The organism is Streptomyces sp. NPDC058751, assembly GCF_042746485.1.
Lineage (GTDB): Bacteria > Actinomycetota > Actinomycetes > Streptomycetales > Streptomycetaceae > Streptomyces.
On sequence record NZ_JBHYPZ010000002.1, the window covers coordinates 1 to 17,163 of the forward strand.

20 protein-coding genes are annotated in these 17,163 nt (G+C 69.4%); 13 read left to right on the top strand and 7 right to left on the bottom strand.

Annotation, left to right across the window (positions count from 1 at the left end; translation table 11 throughout):
* Positions 1 to 362: 362 nt before the first annotated feature.
* Together ACFW6B_RS02165 and ACFW6B_RS02170 are read left to right on the top strand one after the other, a co-directional pair.
* Positions 363 to 974: a hypothetical protein gene (locus ACFW6B_RS02165; protein ID WP_386591386.1), complete on the top strand. Its 612-nt coding sequence runs from the start codon at positions 363 to 365 to the stop codon at positions 972 to 974.
* A gap of 313 nt (positions 975 to 1,287) precedes the next feature.
* Positions 1,288 to 1,623: a hypothetical protein gene (locus ACFW6B_RS02170; RefSeq protein ID WP_386591387.1), complete on the top strand. Its 336-nt coding sequence runs from the start codon at positions 1,288 to 1,290 to the stop codon at positions 1,621 to 1,623.
* A gap of 46 nt (positions 1,624 to 1,669) precedes the next feature.
* On the opposite strand, the gene ACFW6B_RS02175 is transcribed toward ACFW6B_RS02170, so the two are convergent.
* Together ACFW6B_RS02175 and ACFW6B_RS02180 are read right to left on the bottom strand one after the other, a co-directional pair.
* Positions 1,670 to 2,338: a class I SAM-dependent methyltransferase gene (locus ACFW6B_RS02175; RefSeq protein ID WP_386591388.1), complete on the bottom strand. Its 669-nt coding sequence runs from the start codon at positions 2,336 to 2,338 to the stop codon at positions 1,670 to 1,672.
* A 246-nt stretch (positions 2,339 to 2,584) separates the two neighbouring features.
* Positions 2,585 to 3,493: a LysR family transcriptional regulator gene (locus ACFW6B_RS02180; RefSeq protein ID WP_386591389.1), complete on the bottom strand. Its 909-nt coding sequence runs from the start codon at positions 3,491 to 3,493 to the stop codon at positions 2,585 to 2,587.
* 137 nt (positions 3,494 to 3,630) lie between these two features.
* Between ACFW6B_RS02180 and ACFW6B_RS02185 the strand changes: the two genes are divergently transcribed.
* Together ACFW6B_RS02185 and ACFW6B_RS02190 are read left to right on the top strand one after the other, a co-directional pair.
* A complete protein-coding gene (locus ACFW6B_RS02185) occupies positions 3,631 to 4,449 on the top strand; it encodes an inositol monophosphatase family protein (protein WP_386591390.1) in 819 nt (272 codons plus the stop codon).
* A gap of 41 nt (positions 4,450 to 4,490) precedes the next feature.
* A complete protein-coding gene (locus ACFW6B_RS02190; protein ID WP_386591391.1) occupies positions 4,491 to 5,087 on the top strand; it encodes an NADPH-dependent F420 reductase in 597 nt (198 codons plus the stop codon).
* 227 nt (positions 5,088 to 5,314) lie between these two features.
* On the opposite strand, the gene ACFW6B_RS02195 is transcribed toward ACFW6B_RS02190, so the two are convergent.
* Complete coding sequence (locus tag ACFW6B_RS02195) at positions 5,315 to 5,677, bottom strand: hypothetical protein (protein ID WP_386591392.1); 363 nt, start codon at positions 5,675 to 5,677, stop codon at positions 5,315 to 5,317.
* Between the two features lie 71 nt (positions 5,678 to 5,748).
* Here ACFW6B_RS02195 and ACFW6B_RS02200 point away from each other — a divergent pair, with 71 nt between their 5' ends.
* The 4 genes from ACFW6B_RS02200 to ACFW6B_RS02215 all read left to right on the top strand — a co-directional run bounded on the left by ACFW6B_RS02200 (position 5,749) and on the right by ACFW6B_RS02215 (position 9,217).
* Entirely contained in the window at positions 5,749 to 5,901 is a 153-nt protein-coding gene (locus tag ACFW6B_RS02200; protein WP_386591393.1) for a hypothetical protein, read from the top strand.
* A gap of 850 nt (positions 5,902 to 6,751) precedes the next feature.
* Positions 6,752 to 7,243 (top strand): GNAT family N-acetyltransferase, encoded by a 492-nt coding sequence (locus ACFW6B_RS02205; protein ID WP_386591394.1) that lies wholly within the window; start codon positions 6,752 to 6,754, stop codon positions 7,241 to 7,243.
* A 722-nt stretch (positions 7,244 to 7,965) separates the two neighbouring features.
* Entirely contained in the window at positions 7,966 to 8,766 is an 801-nt protein-coding gene (locus tag ACFW6B_RS02210) for an alpha/beta hydrolase (protein ID WP_386591395.1), read from the top strand.
* Positions 8,756 to 9,217, top strand: a complete 462-nt coding sequence (locus ACFW6B_RS02215; RefSeq protein ID WP_386591396.1) for a hemerythrin domain-containing protein — start codon at positions 8,756 to 8,758, stop codon at positions 9,215 to 9,217. The genes ACFW6B_RS02210 and ACFW6B_RS02215 overlap by 11 nt, the downstream gene beginning before the upstream one ends.
* 148 nt (positions 9,218 to 9,365) lie before the next feature.
* Here ACFW6B_RS02215 and ACFW6B_RS02220 read toward each other — a convergent pair whose 3' ends face one another.
* From ACFW6B_RS02220 to ACFW6B_RS02230, 3 genes are all read right to left on the bottom strand, one after another.
* Positions 9,366 to 9,749 carry a GntR family transcriptional regulator gene (locus ACFW6B_RS02220; RefSeq protein ID WP_386591397.1) on the bottom strand — a complete coding sequence of 128 codons (384 nt, stop codon included), beginning with the start codon at positions 9,747 to 9,749 and terminating at the stop codon, positions 9,366 to 9,368.
* A gap of 4 nt (positions 9,750 to 9,753) precedes the next feature.
* Entirely contained in the window at positions 9,754 to 10,602 is an 849-nt protein-coding gene (locus tag ACFW6B_RS02225) for a hypothetical protein (RefSeq protein ID WP_386591398.1), read from the bottom strand.
* A 726-nt stretch (positions 10,603 to 11,328) separates the two neighbouring features.
* The gene (locus tag ACFW6B_RS02230) at positions 11,329 to 11,967 is read right to left on the bottom strand and encodes a hypothetical protein (protein ID WP_386591399.1); all 639 of its coding nucleotides are present in this window, start codon (positions 11,965 to 11,967) and stop codon (positions 11,329 to 11,331) included.
* 144 nt (positions 11,968 to 12,111) lie between these two features.
* Here ACFW6B_RS02230 and ACFW6B_RS02235 point away from each other — a divergent pair, with 144 nt between their 5' ends.
* The 4 genes from ACFW6B_RS02235 (at position 12,112) to ACFW6B_RS02250 (ending at position 15,553) form a co-directional block, all read left to right on the top strand.
* On the top strand, positions 12,112 to 12,681 hold the full coding sequence (locus ACFW6B_RS02235; protein ID WP_386591400.1) for a suppressor of fused domain protein: 570 nt from the start codon (positions 12,112 to 12,114) through the stop codon (positions 12,679 to 12,681).
* Between the two features lie 571 nt (positions 12,682 to 13,252).
* A complete protein-coding gene (locus tag ACFW6B_RS02240; RefSeq protein WP_386591401.1) occupies positions 13,253 to 13,654 on the top strand; it encodes a hypothetical protein in 402 nt (133 codons plus the stop codon).
* A gap of 591 nt (positions 13,655 to 14,245) precedes the next feature.
* A complete protein-coding gene (locus ACFW6B_RS02245; protein ID WP_386591402.1) occupies positions 14,246 to 14,746 on the top strand; it encodes an N-acetyltransferase in 501 nt (166 codons plus the stop codon).
* Between the two features lie 60 nt (positions 14,747 to 14,806).
* A complete protein-coding gene (locus ACFW6B_RS02250; protein WP_386591403.1) occupies positions 14,807 to 15,553 on the top strand; it encodes a hypothetical protein in 747 nt (248 codons plus the stop codon).
* Between the two features lie 141 nt (positions 15,554 to 15,694).
* Here the strand turns inward: ACFW6B_RS02250 and ACFW6B_RS02255 are convergent, their stop codons facing one another.
* Entirely contained in the window at positions 15,695 to 15,874 is a 180-nt protein-coding gene (locus ACFW6B_RS02255) for a hypothetical protein (RefSeq protein ID WP_386591404.1), read from the bottom strand.
* Between the two features lie 349 nt (positions 15,875 to 16,223).
* On the opposite strand from ACFW6B_RS02255, the gene ACFW6B_RS02260 reads away from it, so the two are divergent.
* A complete protein-coding gene (locus ACFW6B_RS02260) occupies positions 16,224 to 17,120 on the top strand; it encodes an arginase family protein (RefSeq protein ID WP_386591405.1) in 897 nt (298 codons plus the stop codon).
* The last annotated feature ends 43 nt before the right edge of the window (positions 17,121 to 17,163 follow it).

Genomic DNA, 17,163 nt, shown 5'->3' on the forward strand with positions numbered 1-17,163 from the left:
ATCACCGATCGCCTTCGAGAACGCCTTCCACCTCACACCAACTACGCTGACACCAGCCGCATAACCCGTGTTCAGGATCTGGGGTCAAGGCCCGTTCCCTGTCTGGGCCTTCAGACTTGACAGCACCGTTGCGAGGTCGGCCATGGTGCTCTCGATCCTCCACCGGCTCGGCTCGGACGACGCAGGGCCCGCTCAGCGGTCACGGCGTGCGTGAAGCACCACCGAAGGGGAGCAGGTTGATTTCCGAACCAGAGATTTCTGGGGAGTCCGGTGCGTTTGAAACTCAGGAGTTAAGCGGCTTCGACCGGCCGCTCGTTGCCCGACGGGGGTCCCGAAGTCCGTGGTGGTGGGCGCTGGGAGGAATGATCGCGACGTCGGTCGTGTGGGCGGCAGCCGTCTTTGCGTTCGGCCTGGGTGATGAGAAACCCGACACGCGGGGGTACCGGCTCGGCAAGGACGCCTGCCGGTCCGTTCGGCTGGCGTCACTCGGTGCGGACATCGCGTCCAGAGAATCCACCAGCATGATCAACTCCGGGTTCTTGAAGCATCCCGCCCTGGACCAGGTCCAATGTCTCATGGCCCTTCGCCCTGACAAACAGCCCAGCAGCGGCTGGATCACCGACTACACCGTTGGCATCAAGATGGCCCTGTACAAGAAGAACGACCCCGGCGCGGAATTCGAAGCACAGAGTCGGGTGACCGCCCTCGGCGTCGTTCCGAAAGAAAATCTGCAGCGCGTTGCCGATCTCGGCGACAAGGCGTACCTGATCACCCAGGACATCAGCACCGTCGAACTGCGGGTCCTGGACGGCGGCGCAGTGTTCTCACTCAGCCTTTCCGCCGTCTCCAGCTACCCCGAGGAATTCGACGGCAAGGCCGGTGAGGAGGTGGCTCCGGATGTCCCTGATGTGTCTCCTCGCAAGCGGGCCATGATCGATGACATGCGCGATTTGATGTCCGGCCTTAAACTGTGAACCGTGAGACTGGGGTCGGACAGAGGAATTGCCGGTCCATGAACCGTGGATCCGGCCTTCTGCGACTGCTCTGGCTCCGGGCAGCGCTCTCGATGGGGCGAACATACCTGGTCGAACGGTGCTGGCCTTGCTCCGAAAACTGCCGGACTGGACGGTATGACGACCTCCACTCCACCGCTGAGGGAAGCCGCCCGCGCCATCGTCCTGGACGCCGACGACCGTGTCCTGCTCCTGCGCACCTGAAAACCCTGACCAGACCCGCCGGCCATCGCCTCGGGCATCCCCGGATCGTTGAGACGCCATTTCAGTTGGTGTGATCTTGCGGCAGTCCGGGGTGATGACTGCTGCGCTTGTCGAGCGGATGGCGCCCGAAGACAGGGACGAGCCGGCCCGCCACGTGCCGGAGGACGGCATCTACGGCGAGGAGAGGGGCTCGACCGCAGGGGTGTCAGGAAGACGGTGGATCATCGACCCCATCAATGGCACGGCCTCGTTCACCTGCCGGGTGACCGACCTGGGTGGCACGTCCGTTCTGAAGGGCGGCATGACAGTACCGGCCACCAACGGCCTGCTCCACGAAGGGATTCTGAATCCGGTGGAAGGCCTGCCACGCAGCCGCGATCTGTACGCCCTCGACGAGGGCGTGTAGCGCGGCAGGGTGCCGACGCCGGAGTTCATTCAGAAATGGCCAGTTGTCAGACGGGGCGCTTGGCCATGACAACCACGCCCGGCCCGCTCCACTCATCCGCGGGGAGCCGGAGTTCGGCGACCGGGTGCAGTCCAGCCTGCTCGATCAGGTCCACGAGCTGCTCTGGTCGCCACTTGTACGTGGTCCAGCGAACGGGCACTCCTCCGTATGCCTCGGTGCGCACCGCGTCCTCGTCGCCGACGTGCGTGCCGGTGATGAGGTGCCCGCCCGGCTTCAGGGCGTGCGCGAAATGGGCGAGAACTCGGGGAAGGACATCGCGGGGGAGGTTGAACAGCGACCACCACCCGAGCACGCCGCCGAGGGAGGCTTCATCGAGGTCGAGTTCGGTGGCGGAGGCGACGCTGAAGCGGCACTGCGGATGCAGACGGCGCGCGTTCTCGATCATGCGGGGTGAGAGGTCCACCCCCGATACGTCGAGTCCGCGTTCGGCGAGGTAGCCGGTCACCGTGCCGGGTCCGCAGCCGACGTCGAGGACGGGTCCGAGCCGGCCCACGGTGTCGGCGAAGGCGTCGATCGACGCCTTGAGCCAGGGATGGCGACGGATGTCGCCCATGCCCGTTGTCACCACCATGCGGGCGTAGTCGTCGGCCACCTGGTCATAGGACTCACGGACGACGTCGAGATCGGCTGGGCGGTCAATACGGTGTGCGCGCATCGGCCAACGATAGGACGGTGGCCTTCGCTGAGGCTGTCGCGGACGAAGACCGCCTCAGCGTCCGGCGAACACCCAGGTGAACGGACTGGTTCGAGGAGCCTTTCGACTCACCCGTAGCGTGCGTCACCATGACGCGCGTTTGGATCCTGCCGGGCTGGTGATCCGGTGCGGGTCCGCGCAGCGGCCGGCCGTGCGGCATCAAGGTGGTCGCATGGGCATATGAGTGAAGTGGCCGGACGGCGCCTCCTACGACGACGCTCCGCACATGGCCAGCGCGGTACGGGCCAACCCGCGCAGCCAGACGTGGGCGTGGTCGGTGTCGTAGCGCTGATGCCACGACAGGTATATCGGTGCCGGTGGCAGTTCGAGCGGGAGGGGGAGTACGACCAGGTCGAGGTCGGCGACCGCCGACCGCGTGGTGGCTTCGGGGACGCTGATCAGGAGATCGGAGCCCCGTGCGAACTCCAGCGCGGCCGCTTCCGTGGGTGCGCCGGCCACCACGCGGCGGGTGAGGCCGAGCGATGCGAGGGCGTCGTCGACGGCGTTGCTGAGGTTTCCACGTCGCGAGACGGTGACGTGCTCGGCGGCGGCGTACTGCTTCGCGGTGACGGTCCTGACGCGGGTGAGGGGGTGCCCCCGCCTCACGACGGCGACGAGGCGGGTCTCGCCCACGTTCTCGGCACGGATGTCCGGGGCGCTCGGCCGGTTGGCGTTCGCCTCCAGATCGACCTCGCCGCGCCGCAACTCCGGGGTGTCGATGCTCGATTCCGCGACGAAGCGCAATCGCACGCCGGGCGCCTGTTCGCGGACGGCCGCGAGCAGCGCGGGGCCGCCCAAGGCGATCAGGGAGTCGTGCCAGCGGAGTGTGAAAGTGCGTTCCAGCGTAGCCAGATCCAGTTCACGGCTCGGTGCCAGCACCCCCTGGACCTGGTGCAACAGTTCGTGCACCTGCTCTCGGACGGCGATCGCATACGGGGTCGGGGTCATCGTGCGGCCGGTGCGCACCAGGATCTGATCCCCGGTCGTACGGCGGATGCGGCCCAGACTCCGGCTCATCGCCGGGGCGGTGACATGCAGGCGTGCCGCTGCCCCGGCCACGCTCCCCTCCTCCAGCAGCGCGTCGAGCGCGGCGAGCAGGTTCAGATCCAATTGCATGCGAGTAATCCTATCGGTGCTTGACATGCATTTGAAGTTAATGCAGGGCCTCTATACCTTCGGGACGAGAGCGCAAGACGCACCGCACAGCCTGGTCCGACCGGCTCAATCACCCCTCCTCGCATGGGAGTTCCGCCATGTCCGAAACACTTCAGACGACCGATGTCGCCGCCTTCGACGCCGACCTGCTCGACCAGACCGCGATCGCCGTGCGCGCGGCCGGTTCGGCACTGCGTGAGCGGTTCGGCGAGGTGGTCCGCCACCGAACCCGCGAAGAGCTGATGCGTGCGCTCGCCGCCAACGACGACACGGCCCTCGACATCCTGCGCCCCCGCCTCACCAGCCTGCGTCCGGACGCAGGCTGGGTGGAGGACGAACTGGACGGCGGGGCGCTGCCGCCCGGTGAATGGTGGGTCGTGGATCCGGCCGAAGGCAACGTCAACCACCTGCACGCCCTGCCGGAATGGGCGGTGACCGCTACCCTCGTGCGGGACAACCAGCCGGTGCTCACCGCGGTCCACCTGCCGTTGACAGGCGAGACCTACACCGCGCTCACCGGGGCGGGCGCCCACCTCGACGGCCGGCCACTGCGCGTCTCCCCGACCGCCGACCTCGGCCTGAGCATCGTGGCCACCAGCCAGGCTCGGCCGGAGGAGGACCAGGAGGTCGTACGTCGCGTCGGCTCCTCGATCACCGCGATGCTCTTCGACGCGCTCGTGGTTCGGACATCCGTGCCGGCCACCCTGCACCTGCTGAACGTGGCCGCCGGCCGTATCGACGCCTTCTGGCAGTTCGCCGGAGCCCGCGCGGACCTGCTGCCCGGGGCACTGCTCGTCACCGAGGCCGGCGGGCAGATCTCCGACGCCGAGGGCCGCCCCTGGACTCCGCGGAGCGAGAGCTTCCTGGCCGCCGCGCCCGGCGTCCACGCGGAGGCCGCCGCCACACTCTCACGCTGACCGCGCACCACAGCCCGCACACACGGAAGGACCGGATCATCATGACCGCGATCGCAGTTCTCGGAAACGGCCGCGTCGGCGGCAACCTGGCCACAGCCCTCGCCCGGGCAGGGCATGAGGTGACCGTGGCGGACCGCACGCCGGGCGCCGCAGCCGCCGCTGCCCGGACAGCCCAGGTCGTCATCAACGCCACCCCGGGCGCCGGCTCACTGGACCGGCTCGCCGCCCTGCGCGAGGAACTGCGCGGCAAGATCCTGCTCGACGTCGCCAACGCCACCGTCGACGGCCCCGACGGACTGCCCGCCCGCCTGATCCACCCCGGCTCGAGCCTCGCCGAGCAACTCCAGGAAGCGCTCCCCGAAACACGCGTCGTCAAGACGCTCAACACCATGCTCTTCCCGGTGATGACCGCGCCGGCCACCCTCTCCCAGGCGCCCGACGCCTTCCTTTCCGGAGAGGACCCGCAGGCCAAGCAGATCGTATGCGAACTGCTCGTAGACCTCGGCTGGCGCAAGGAGTGGATCACTGATCTCGGCGGGATCGAGACCGCCCGCGCCACAGAGGCCGCGATTTTGTTCGTACCGCACGTGATCCGGTCCAGCGGATTCGCTCCCTTCGCGATCTCGATCGCCCGCTGACCGCACCCAGACACCAGAGACTCGGCCCGTCTCACGGCGAAGGGCTGCCGGAAGGACCGGTCCGGTCGGCGGATGCCCGTGGGCAAAGACCACGCTCGACCAAGGGGTCTCGGTTGGTCGTGCCCGCACGTCCGGCCCGTCTCCTGCTTGTGGTGTGCTTTCACCATCCGCGACATCAAGCCGGCCTCACCATGCAGGGCACGGTCTTAGGGATTCCCGGCAATCCCTTAGGGCAGCGGGAAGGCTGTGCACGTCGGGTCGTCCAGGCATGCCTGCATCTGATCCTGCTTCGCCTGGTTCCGCGTCTGCAGCGCCTCTATGTACATCTCCGCCTGGCCCGGCAGGCCTCCGCATTCTGCGGGTTTGGCGTCCTTGTAGGGGTCGGAGTTGAGCAAAGCGTCGGTGTCGGCGTTCCATCTGTCGATGGTCTTGGACCACGCGTCGACGCACGCTGCCCGCTTCTGGGTGGCGCTGAGTTCGGGTGTCTTCGTCACGGTGACGGTGACTTTCGGTTCGCTGCCGGGGTTGGAGCAACTGGCCAGCGCGAAAGCGGAGATGGTGGCGAGGACGGCGACGGCGGTGCGGTTCATGGTCCCCTCCCCAGAGTTGTGCGGTGCCGGGATACTAGTGTCCTGAGCCTGAAATTCCCAGGGAGTTCTGGTTGAGCCGCGGACGGTCGACACGCCTGGTCGGCGACCCGAGTTCGGCCGCCGACTGGACCCTTCGGCACCTGCCCGGCCGCCGGACTCCCGTCACCAGCGCCCTCGCCCGGGTCCTCGACCTGCCCGTGCCGGCCATTCAGCGGGAGCAGTAGAACAGGGGCCCGGTTCCACCGGCCAACGCGGACCGAGCCTGGAACAGCCGTCATGCCTGCCGCAGTGAGCACGTTCGGGTGTACCCGGCTGGGCACTCCCACCTGTACGCCGACATCACGGCCGGCGGGGCATCTCTGCCGGTCCCGGATTCGCCGCCACCCACCGGGCCTCCAGTCGCCCGAGACAAGAGGCTGGCGCCGGGCGCCGACGGCGGTGGACCGTCCGCCTGCGGCGGGCCGGACGAGGCCGCACCTCTGGTCGCGTTCCTGGTCGCGTCTCTGATCGCACCGGGACCAAGTTCTGAAGGCGGCATTGAGGTCAGTTCAAGCCCTGCTTTCGAAGGATCGTGGAACGTCGACTACTTTCCTGCAGGGTCCTGTGCCGCGTTCTCCGCCGGCTCCTGCGCCCCCTGGCGAACCTTTGATTCCCCGTGAGTCCCCGTCCGTTCCGGCATGAAGGTGGCACGCCTCGCGGCCCGTTGTCGAGGTCTGCCGGGCCAGCCACTGGGGCGTTCGGGACCGGTACCAGTTGACTGCGGTCACGGCGGTTGCTGTACTCCGCTGCGGCTCAGCATCTCGGGCGGCCGCACCGCGTGTCCGTGCGGCTACCAGCGCATGCCGAGCCGATCGAGTTCGGCACGGATCAGAAATGGCCACCGGCTGGGTGGACAGCGCCCACGCCGACCAGCGGCGCCAGGAAGTGCGACAGATCCTCCAAGCACTCGAAACACCCACTGATCACTGGCCGCCACCGTTTCACGGAAGTCGTGCCAGAACCCCGTTCTCGTGGACAAAGCCGACTGGTGGAAACTCGGATGATCTGAACGCGCCATCCGGATAGGGTCGGGCGATGCCCGAGCTGAAGCGGCTTGATGCTGACCATGCCCCGGCGGTCCTGGCCTTCGAGCTGGCGAACCGCGCCTACTTCGCCGCCTCGGTCCCCGACCGCGGCGACGACTTCTTCGACAAGTTCACCGACTGGTACAGCGTCCTGCTGGCCGAGCAGGAGGCCGGCATCTACGCCTTCTACGTGCTCGTTGCCGAGGACGGCTCGGTTTTGGGCCGGTTCAACCTGTACGACCTCGAGAACGGCACTGCTGAGCTCGGTTACCGGGTCGCGCAGCACGTCGCCGGCCGCGGCGTGGCGACCGCGACCGTCCGGGAGCTGTGCCGGCTGGCGGCGGCGCGGCACGGGCTGCACACCCTGCGGGCGGGCACCTCCCGCGAGAACGTCGCGTCCCAGAGGGTGCTGCTCAAGGCTGGGTTCGTCCTGGTCGGCCTGTCCGACATCGATGGTGAGTCAGGTCCCTGGTATCAGCGCGACTTGGTACCGCAGCGGTAGGCCGTGATCTTGCTGCTGGACCGGCTGCGGGAAGGCTGCGGCCACCGCTGATCATCGGTGTGCGAAGACAGACGGAAGACAGACGATCGTGCGGTGGCCGCAGGTCACGGCGTAGGTCGTGTTGTGAAAGTGGGGCACGATGGGATCGACTGCGTACCGATCGAAAGAAGTCTCGTGGTCGACCCCGTGCTGAAGCGCGCTCTGCGCCATCTCCGCCTTGTGAAGTCGCAGCAGCCGTCCGATGCCGACTCCGTCGAGTTCAAGGGAGATCCACCTCCAGTCTGCGGGCCCGTCTACCCGCACCCCCGTTCATTTGGGGTGCCCACGAGGACCATGTCACCAGCCGTACGACGGTGCCCCCTACGCCACGACTGGCCCTGCACGGCCGACACGCACCTTCTGATCGACGAGCAGGCCGTGCTGGAGACCGGGCCTGTCGGCGGTGTCTTTGTCCCTGCGGCCTTTCGCGGGCCGGACCTCCACCACGAACCAGACGTCACGCGACTGTGCCGCAGCCCTGCCTCGGTGTGTCAGGCATCGAGGCCCGGATCTGCCGGGAACGGTGCCGGGAACGCAGTGTGGGGCGATGACGCCGACTCGTGGTCCTCGGAGACCGCGTGCACCCTGACGCCATTGCGGCAACGCGACGCAACCGCCCGTCCGGCCTTCACGGTTATAGTTCCCGGCAGCGTCGCGTGCCGGTGGCGGATGGATCGTCAGGCATGGAGGCGTCGTATCGAAAGGTGGCTCCGGCCATTCCCACCCCGATTTCACAGAAGATCACGCTTTACCCCGCCGAGGACCGGTTCTCCGGTCCCCGCCCCGCCGTCCTCGTCCTGCCCGGCGGCGGCTTCCGGGAACTTCCACCGCACGAGGGCGAAGGCTACGCGCGCTGGCTGTCCGGCCTCGGCTTCCACGCCTTCGTCCTGTCCTACCGGTTGCTGCCGGACCGGTTCCCGGCCCCGCTCGAAGACGCCCGGGCCGGGTTGGACCACATCCGCAACGGCGACCACGGCCTCGACGTCGGCCGGGTCGGCGTCATCGGATCAAGCGCGGGCGGCCAGCTCGCCGGCCTGCTCATGACCGGCCGGGTCCTGTCCATCGAGGAGGGCGTCGCCGACCCGCCCCGACCGGACTTCGCGATCCTGGCCTATGCGCTGGCCGACCTCGACCTGCTGCCGCCGCCGGTGGTCGAGAACCTGCTCGGCGACCTGCTGCCCATCAAGGACGAGCTGTCCCCGGCCAAGCATGTGGACGCGTCGGTGTGCCCGACCTTCGTATGGGCCACCGCTCAGGACCCGCCGGGCCTGCCCAACGCCCTGGAGTGGACCCGGGCGCTGGCGGCGGCCGCGGTACCGGTGGAGTTGCACGTCTACCCGGGCGGCAGCCACGGCATCGGCCTGGCCGACGGCACGGAATACGGCGGCCGGCCGCACAAGTTCATCGCGCGCGAGCCGCACACCGCGTCCTGGACGACCGCGTGTGCGGCCTGGCTGCGACGGGAGGGCGTTCTTGTCGACTGATCGCGTCACCGCCTGGGGCGGTGAACTGCAGCGGGTGCACGGCAAGTTGCGCAATGCGCTGGCGCTGGCACGGGCGGGACTGGACGGCGGCGACCCCGCCGACGCCGCCACCGACCTGCTGTTGTTCTGCCACGGGTTCTGTGCTGCCCTGTCCGGCCACCATCGCGCCGAGGACGGTTCGCTGTTCCCGGAACTGGTACGGGTGCGACCCGACCTGGCGCCGGTGGTCGCGAAGCTGACTCAGGACCACAACATGATCGAGCACCTCATCGGCGGATTGCGGAAGGCGTTGGCCGACTCGACCGACCCGGAGGTGGCACACCACCACCTGGACGGGATCGAGGCGGTCATGGAAACGCACTTCAAGTACGAGGAGAAGCAACTGGGAGCGGTGCTGGACGGCATGGATGCCGACTTCGACCGCACCGAGATCTTCGGCCCGATCAGCTGAGCCGAGTCCCGGTCGCGCCGCCCACCGACGGCGCGACCGGGAATCCGCCTGGGTCCGGCCGGCTCTGGGCCTGCCCTCCACCCGCGCGAACCGTCCGGCTGTGCGCCCCGTCAGGCCCTCGAATCCTTCCTGCCGGCGGGCAGGCGGGTCAGAGGGTGGCGGAGGGCGCCGGCGCGGTACCGCGGGCCAGCACCGCCTGGACGATGCGCAGGGCCTCGTCGGGGCCGATGCCGACGCGGGCGATGACGTCCGCGTACTCGGCGGCGGCGCGGTGTGCCTGTTCGCGTCCTGCCTCGCCGGCCGAGGACACGAAGGAGCCGGCGGCCCGCCGGGTCTCGATCAGTCCCGCCTCCTCCAGTTCCCGGTAGGCCCGGCCGACCGTGTTGGCGGCCAGCCCGAGGTCCGCGGCGAGTCGGCGAATGGTCGGCAGCCGGGTGCCCACGGCGAGCGTGCCGTCCCGGATCTGACGGGCGAGCTGCGCGCGGATCTGCTCGAAGGGCGGGACGGCGGAGGCCGTGTCGATGACGATCACGGATCTACCTGCCGGTCGTGATGTGTGGTGCCACCGTGCCGCTTCTCCCGGTCCGCCAGGTGATCAGGACGAGCGTGACGGCGCCGACGGCGATCAACGCGATCCAGGCGGCGTTCCACCAGCCGAGTCCGATGTCGGCCATCGAAGCGGCGGGGAGGTACCACGGCATGCACCACACCATGGTGGGCACGGCGACCTCCCGGGCGTCCTCGACGCGCATTAGGGCGTCGGCGGTGAGTGAGTCCTCGTCCTCGGCCACGGCAGGCCGGGTCAGGACGTGGCGGAGCTGGACGGCCATGACGGTCGCCACTCCGCACAGTCCGATGAGCAGGACGGTCGCCGGGTACCGGACGCCGGGTGTCCGCACGGTCAGGGCGACGGCGGTCAGCGCGCTCGCGGCAGCGAACGTGCCGGCCGCCAGCGCGGCGCGGGGCGGGCCGAGGACGGTACGCCAGCCGAGATGGACGGTGTGTGCCGCCCGCCGCTGCAGCGCCTCACCGGCCTGCCGGTCGACGTGCCGCACGCGCCGGTCCAGCAGCGCTTGGGCCACCACGAGCGCCGCCACCACCGCCGTCACGAGCAGCAGCGGACCGTACGGATACGGGTCCGCCGAGGTGGAAGCGCCGTCGGCGGGACGGTTGAGGGTGTAGATGAGGGCCAGCGCGAGGATGAACGCGGCCAGCAGGAGACTGCTGAACAGCCGACTGCTCTGCCGGACGGCCAGCCGCTTTCCCAGCAGCGCCGTCGGCCGGACGTCGGACATGCCGCGCCCCGCCAGCCAGAGTCGGGCCCGCTCGACATCGGCCGAATGCGGCGGCCGGTCGCCCTGCGAAGTCTCGGTCGGAGTCGGCATGATGCCCCTTGTCTCAAGTCTTGTCTCAATAGGATGCGTCAAGGGTTGCGTCAAGTCAACGCGGTGCTCGCGTACCGGGCGGTCAGGCCTTCGGCCGTTGCGCGCAGGGAAGTTCGGGTACCCGGCCGTGCCGCCAAGAGCGGCAGGACGAAGAGCGGCAGGACGGCCGCCGCGAGTGCTCTGACCCAGTGCCCGGCCGCGTCGAAGCGCAGGCCCGGCAAGAAAGCCCTCAACGCCGCCAAGGTGCCGACGGACAAGAAGTCGACCAAGGCGGAGCGCTCGGAAGCGGCGAGCGCACTTGCACAGGCCGCGGCGCACGCGCTGAAGCAGCCGGTGCGGTCGCGTCCTCCGGGGTGCGGCAGGTCCGGACAGGGCGCGCGCCGCCGCTACGGCGTGAGGCTGGCGTGCCGTGGCCGACCGGGCCGGCACTCGTCGGCCCGGTCGGGACCCCGCTGCTTCTTGTCGCGCCGAAGCAGGAGGTACGCAACCAGCGCCGACGGCGAGCAGCGTGGTGCGGTTGTTCCGTACGGGCTCGGGTGCCTTGTCCTGCCAGGTCTGCCCGGCCTTGACTGTCTCCCGACGTGCAATCGCGAAGTCGAGGCTGGGAAAGCACTCGCTGCGAGGAGTTGTCGATGTGAGGTCGGGTCGGGTCGCGGGGCACCGGAAACGACGACGGCCGACGCGCCCGAATCGGGTCGCGCCGGCCGTCGTTCGGTACGAGACCTCCTACTGCCGACCCGACTTGCGGGCTTGAGTGACGATCCGCTTCCAGGTGGCCACGGACTGGCCGTGGCGGTCGGCCAGGGCAGCGGCCACTTCGCCCGCTTTCCGTCCGGGTGCGGCGGCCAGCGCTTCGGCGGCCAGCCGGACGCGCGGGTCGGGTGCCTTCGCTGCGCGGGCCTTGACGCCGGGCCCGGACGGGCGCCCGCCGCTGGTGCCGAACCCGCTCACGGGGTTGTCGGCCCACGCCCACAGCTGGGCCCGGGTGCGGTACTCGCGGGTGCGGGTGGGCAACTCCTCGACGCGGACCGGGGCGGGCCACTCGGGCGGCGGGTTCTTGGCGTACCGGGCGATACGGGCCGCGCTGACGCCGAGCACGCGGGCCTGCCCCAGTGGCGGGAGCTGATCGCCCGGGCAGCCGCTGCGGTCCACCCCGGACGGGTCCCGCGTCTGATCGTGCAGCTTGGTGAACCAGGCGCTCCACACCCTCAGGTCCCAGTGCAGGCCCCCACTGAAGTAACGGGCCTGGGGATGGCCGTTGGCCTGGCGGTCGCGCTCCAGCGAGTCGAGAAAGGCCCGTCCGTAGCCGCTGTGCTCGACCAGCTCCTCACGGTCCACCCACTGGCGGCCGTCGGCTCTCTTCACGGGACGCTCCTCGTCGTGTCGGCCGTGGATACGGTAACGCCGGTTCGGGACCGGGATGCCGTGTGGCACTGCGGCGCCGTCGCGGAGCGTCACCAGTGATGCCCCGGTGGCGTCCGTGTGCGGGTGATCGTGCAGGCTGGTCGCATGGTCAGTCGCGTAGAGAAGTACCTCGCCCATCTTGATCGGCTCTCCGGGGGGCGTGAGCCGCGGTTCTTCCCGGTCGAGTCGACCAAACAGGGTCTGCGCGGTGTGACGGAGATCGTGTACGACGGTCTACCGGACGGGCTTCTCACGACGCTCACCTACGGCTTGTCGCTGGCCGGGCATCCGGACTGGCAGCACGGGTCGCCGGAACTCTGTCTCAGCGTGAACTCGACCGACGTGATCTGGGCCCACGCGGTGGGCTTCCTCGCCGAGCAGCTTCGGGGCACCTGCCCCTTCGGTTACGGCAGCACCATCGACTTCGGCGAGCGAATCGTGCCCGAGTCGGAGATGACGGCATTCTGCGTGTTCGCGCCGATGGTCCTCGGCAGAGACGACTACCTGGGCATTGACGTCGGCGTTCCCGGACACGAGGGGCACGACGTGATCAACATCCAAGGGATGTACCCCATCCACGAGGTTGAGCGGCAGTTCATCGACGAGCACGGGTTCGAAGCCTTCTGGAAGAGCGATTGGGATCCCGCTGACGTACTGCGTCGCCCCGCAATCTGATCTGGAGGGCGGCAGCCGTGATCTGGATGACTCTTTGACGGACTTCAGGCGAGCAGGACTCGCTTGCGGCGGAGTGCGAAGCCGGCTCGGCCGAAGCGGTTCTTGTCGCCGATGAGAGTCTGTCGGGGTGCTCTCGCAGAAGCTCGCATCCGGCGGTCAGGAGGTCGAGGAGGGTCTCGCGTTCGTCGGCCTTCTGGCGCTTCGCATCAGGCCGGCGGCCTCGCGAGCCGTTGGTGGTGGCCGGGCTGCCGGGGCGGGCAGGGGAAGAGGTGGCGCGGGTGGGCACGGGCGTGGCGGAGCCATTCGGTCTTGGACGTATTCGGTCTTGGACGTGAAGCCGGGTACGGTCCGCATCATGGCGAGGGTGACCGGTCCGGTATCGCTCGGGCGGGGCGCAATGCCGGCCGGCGGGTGCCACGGCACCAGGCCGGGATGCCCTTTCAGCATGTCGTCGGTCGTCGCATGGAGCGCTGTCGCGAGGGTGTCCACGTCGTTCGCCACGAGGCGATCTCGGACACCCTCGTTCTCGTCTCCGCAGGCACTCTTCGAAGCACACCACCAGGAGGAACCGGTGTCGTACCCGCAACCGCTCACCCCCGAGGAGAAACTCGCCGACGCGAAGAAGCGGCTGAGCCTCCCGCGTATCGTCGTGATCTGCGGCTCCACCCGCTTCATGACCGAGATGACCGAGGCCGATCTGCGGGAGACCAAAGCCGGAAGGATCGTCGTCAAGCCGGGTTGCGACATGAAGTCGCCGCACGCACTTTGGTCCGATCCTGTCGAGGCCGAGGCGCTGAAGGTTCGACTCGACGATCTGCACCGGGCGAAGATCCGGCTCGCTGACGAGGTGCTCGTAGTCGGCGACTACATCGGAGACAGCACCCGAGCCGAAATCGCCTACGCCCGGTCGCTGGGCAAGCCCGTGCGATTCACGCACCCCGAAGTCGACCCCGACCGGGTCGAACCTGCATGACGGCCGGGTGTTCAAGCCGCTGATCCTGGCGATGCCCGCCATCCGTTCGCGGCGCGGCCGCACCTCTTGCGTGGCTGTCGCTGACTTCCCGTGTCCGCTGCCGTTGGCGTCACTTGGTGATATCAGGAGCGGATGCGGCCTCGAGGTGCTGCCGCCCGGGAACCTGCTTGGCGCGTCGGCTCCGGGACCCGGCGAGCGCCACCTTGTGACTTCGGCCGCCGCCTGTGGACCCCACCATGAAGCGATCAGTCGGCCACGCCGAACCACCCTGGCCGTACCTCGGTCAGGAGCGGTTGCAACGACCGCACCGCGGAGCGCACGTCCTCATCCGTGACGTCAAGAGGCTCCGGCAGGCTCAGTCCGTCGCGTTCAGTGCGCGGACGTAACCGAGCCGAGGTCTCGCACGGCCCCACCTGTTCCATGGGGCCGCCGGCGTCTCTGCGGGACGGCATTCGTGGCCCCCGCCCCTCACCATCGAAAAAGCGGCGAGTGCCGTACGGCTCGGATCGCTGCCCCCTGTGCCCGCCGGCTCGGGAGACCCGGAGAAAATCCAGGAGAGCGGACGTCCGCGCGGTGCTACGGTCGGGCGCCATGAGCTGGCTTCCCGATGACTTCGTCCACCCCGTCCTGGTACCGCTGCCGGGCGGCCAGCACCTGCGGCCGATCCGGGAGGCGGACACCCCGCTCGACTATCCGGCCGTGATGGGCTCGCGAGAGCGGCTGTGGACCGTCTTCGGCCCGGCCTGGGGCTGGCCCGCGGCCACCATGACCTACGAGGCCGACCAGGCAGACCTGTTGCGGCACGAGAAGGAGATCGCCGCGCACCAGTCCTTCAACTACGCGCTGTTCGACGCCGCGGAGACCGCGCTGCTCGGTTGCGTCTACATCGACCCGCCGGAGAAGGCCGGCGCGGACGGTGAGATCTCCTGGTGGGTGGTGGACGAACTGGTGGGTGGCGAGGTCGAGCAGGCGCTGGACGCGCTGGTGCCGCGGTGGATCGCCGAGGACTGGCCGTTCGAGCGGCCGCGCTTCATCGGCCGCGAGATCTCCTGGCAGGCGTGGCTCGCCCTGCCGCCGCACCCCGATGCGTGAGAAGCCGTATTTTCCATCCCGGAAGGGAACCGCGTCGGAAGCCTGGTCTAGGTTTTGCCTGTGAACCACAGCCCTGTTGGCGCCGGGGCGCCCCACGAGCCCGGCTTGCCGCCCTACCAGGTGGTCCTGGCGGAGACCGACTGGGATTCGCTCGAGACGGCTTTCGGGAGCGGTGAGGACCTTCCCGGGGTTCTGGCGCGGTTGCTGGAGCCCGATCCCAAGGTCCAGGTCACCGCTTTGTCGGAGCTGGGTGAGCTGGTCGGCCACCAGAACACCATCTACGAAGCCACCGCCCCCGCCGTCATGTACGTCGCCGGCATCCTCACCCACCCCGCGGCCATGACCCTCCGGCCCTATCGCGACATCCCCGTCCGCGCGGCGCTGTTGGGCTGGCTGGCTTCCACGCTCCACGACGCCTCCGACGAGATCGCCGGCTTCATCGAGCAGTGCTTCCCCGGCTTCCTTGCCCCCGGCACCACCGTGGCAGCCTTCCGGGACCTGCGCCCGATGCTTTATCGGGCCGTCGCGCCCTTCCTCCAGGACAGCCACGAGGACGTGCGTGAAGCCGCCGTCATCACCGCGCTCGTCCTCGCCGAACACCCCGCGCTCGCCGAGCACCGCGATCACCTCGCCGTGCACGCGCGCCGCGTCCTGGACACCAGCGGCTACGACCCCAACCGCCGCGTCGCGTGGAGGGCCCTCGAAGCGTGGGGCCACGACCCGCCCGGCCCGGAGCCTCTTTCGGAGGAGCCCTGGGACCGGGAGCCGCACAGCGACGGCCGCGGCGATCTCGAACCTCCCTTCTGACCGATCCCCGGATGCCCTCGGCTTCCCGGGTCCCTGGCGCGACAGGCCGTCCTGCAATGCTCAGCTCCATCGGGCTGGGGTACTCGGTGACCTGCTCCGGTGCGAGCAGGCACGGTTCCGGGAGGTACCGGTCGAGCTGGATCACGGGTGGCCCTCGCCGAGCCGCCGCTCGGCCGCTGCCGCACGGATGCGACGCAGGAGCCGTATCTCGTCCGGGGAGCGCATCTCGTCCGCCGCTTCACTGTCGTGCGGCTCCTCGCAGTGGGGCCACGGCTCGTCGACGGGCAGAAGGAGCGGCCCGCCGACCGAGCTGTCGTACACGGACGGAGACCCGGGCCGGGGGGCAACCGGGTCGCCGTCCGTTCCGGCAGGGCCAGTCGAGGAAAGAGCGCGGTCACGTCGAGCGGCCGTGGGGGGTGGTACGGATGGCGTTTACAACGGTGATGCCGCCAGCGGCCTCCGACACCGGACGTACCGGTCCGCACACAGCCGGCACCACGCGGCTTCCCGGGGCCGGCGGACGGACCGGAGGGAGACGCCGGCGACAGTGACTCACGGCCGGGCACCCTCACGCTCCCCCGTCCGGTGGAGCCGCGGTTCAGGAGCGGGACCACCCGGCTTCTCTCCCGAAACGGCGGCCGGCGTCGTCCGGCGCGGTCACAATGGCCGGATGCGCCGTCTCGTCGTCATCGACGCTCCGTCCAACCTCGGCCTCCGACCGCCCGCCGAAGGCACCGTGCCCGGGTGCTACAAGCTCGCGGGCGCGCTGCGCGAGCGGCGACTGCTGCAACGGCTCGGGGCGTACGAGGGCGGAGTCGTCGTTCCGCCCCGCTACGACCGCGGCGGATGGCGGGAGGGCGACGGCGTGTTCAACGCCGAGGCCATCGCCACGTACAGCCGCAAACTCGCCGACCGCGTCGAGCACCACGTCCGGGCGGGAGACTTCCCGGTCGTCCTGGGCGGGGACTGCTCCATCCAGCTCGGTGCCTCGCTCGCCCTCCGCCGGATCGGACGCTACGGACTCGTCGTCATCGACGGGTCCGCCGACTTCCGGCACCCCGGCAACTCCGACCGGGTGGGTGCCGCGGGCGGCGAGGAACTGGCCCTCGCGACCGGCCGCGGCCAGCGGGACCTGACGGACCTCGAAGGACTGCGGCCGTACGTCAGGGACGAGGACGTACGGGTCCTCGGCATCCGGGACTACGACGACGAGCGGGCCGAACTCACCGAGTTGAAGATCATGAACGCGACGGTCGGAGAGATCCGGGAGTGGGGGGCCGGCGAACTGGCGGGCGCGGTACTGCGAACCCTCGAAGTGCCCGTGACCGACGGGTTCTGGGTCCATCTGGACGCGGACGTGCTCGACCCCTCGGTCATGCCCGCCGTCGACAGCCCCGACCCCGGAGGCCTCCTGCCCGACGAACTCGCCGCGCTGCTGGGCCCGTTGGTGCGGTCGGAGCGGTGCGTCGGCTTCAACCTCACCATCTACGACCCCGATCTCGACCCCGACGGCTCCTGCGCGGCCCTCCTCGCCGACCTCCTCCAGTCGGCCTTCGCCGAGGCCTGACCGGGAAGGGCCCCGCGCGGCCCCGTACCGCCGAACACGACCG

Coding starts and splice junctions, on each gene's coding strand:
- ACFW6B_RS02180 (WP_386591389.1), bottom strand. CDS start 3,493: ATGCAATTGGATCTGAACCTGCTCGCCGCGCTCGACGCGCTGCTGGAG.
- ACFW6B_RS02190 (WP_386591391.1), top strand. CDS start 4,491: ATGACCGCGATCGCAGTTCTCGGAAACGGCCGCGTCGGCGGCAACCTG.
- ACFW6B_RS02245 (WP_386591402.1), top strand. CDS start 14,246: ATGAGCTGGCTTCCCGATGACTTCGTCCACCCCGTCCTGGTACCGCTG.
- ACFW6B_RS02205 (WP_386591394.1), top strand. CDS start 6,752: ATGCCCGAGCTGAAGCGGCTTGATGCTGACCATGCCCCGGCGGTCCTG.
- ACFW6B_RS02260 (WP_386591405.1), top strand. CDS start 16,224: ATGCGCCGTCTCGTCGTCATCGACGCTCCGTCCAACCTCGGCCTCCGA.
- ACFW6B_RS02185 (WP_386591390.1), top strand. CDS start 3,631: ATGTCCGAAACACTTCAGACGACCGATGTCGCCGCCTTCGACGCCGAC.
- ACFW6B_RS02195 (WP_386591392.1), bottom strand. CDS start 5,677: ATGAACCGCACCGCCGTCGCCGTCCTCGCCACCATCTCCGCTTTCGCG.
- ACFW6B_RS02235 (WP_386591400.1), top strand. CDS start 12,112: ATGGTCAGTCGCGTAGAGAAGTACCTCGCCCATCTTGATCGGCTCTCC.
- ACFW6B_RS02175 (WP_386591388.1), bottom strand. CDS start 2,338: ATGCGCGCACACCGTATTGACCGCCCAGCCGATCTCGACGTCGTCCGT.
- ACFW6B_RS02165 (WP_386591386.1), top strand. CDS start 363: ATGATCGCGACGTCGGTCGTGTGGGCGGCAGCCGTCTTTGCGTTCGGC.
- ACFW6B_RS02210 (WP_386591395.1), top strand. CDS start 7,966: ATGGAGGCGTCGTATCGAAAGGTGGCTCCGGCCATTCCCACCCCGATT.
- ACFW6B_RS02225 (WP_386591398.1), bottom strand. CDS start 10,602: ATGCCGACTCCGACCGAGACTTCGCAGGGCGACCGGCCGCCGCATTCG.